General features: G+C 42.7%; 1 pseudogene. It reads right to left on the bottom strand.

Going from position 1 to position 513, the window contains the following annotated elements:
* Positions 1-513: pseudogene (locus tag ACRCJ0_RS19365) on the bottom strand (bifunctional glutamate--cysteine ligase GshA/glutathione synthetase GshB); the annotation flags it as partial.

Genomic DNA, 513 nt, shown 5'->3' with positions numbered 1-513 from the left:
GCCTCTTCCGCGAATTGGCGACCTGCTTTTAGGAATCCATCAACATCTTTCATAGTCGTCATCATTTGGCCAGCTGGCGTTAATGCTGGGTCTTTCATCCGCTCTACCATCAATTGTGTCGTTTCAATAACCGATTGATCAGCTTCAATCGCCTCTAACATGCCTTGCATGTCTTGCAAAATACATAACCCTTCGTCCATAGCTTGCGTTTTTTGGAAAGTTTCCTCTTCAGCAACCTTAGTCTTCAAGTCAATCCCGTAATGGACATCCGCCATATTGGCATCTTTACTGGACCAGACTAAGTACAAGATGAAGTATTTCATGAATTCAATATCTGACGCTTTAATCCCGTAAGCGGCATCCGGTTGAATATCTAACAGTCTAAATTCTAGGTACTTAATCCCTTTATTCAGTAAAGACCGGGCTTTGTTGGCACCACGTAATCGAACATTTGAGTAAAATTCTTTCTCAGCGATTAAACGGCCCTCAGTCACGTTGGCCTCTAATTGAGTA

Source organism: Aerococcus sp. L_32 (assembly GCF_050689315.1).
The sequence above is the reverse complement of the archived record's forward strand: the minus strand, read 5'-3'. Positions and strand labels throughout refer to the sequence as shown.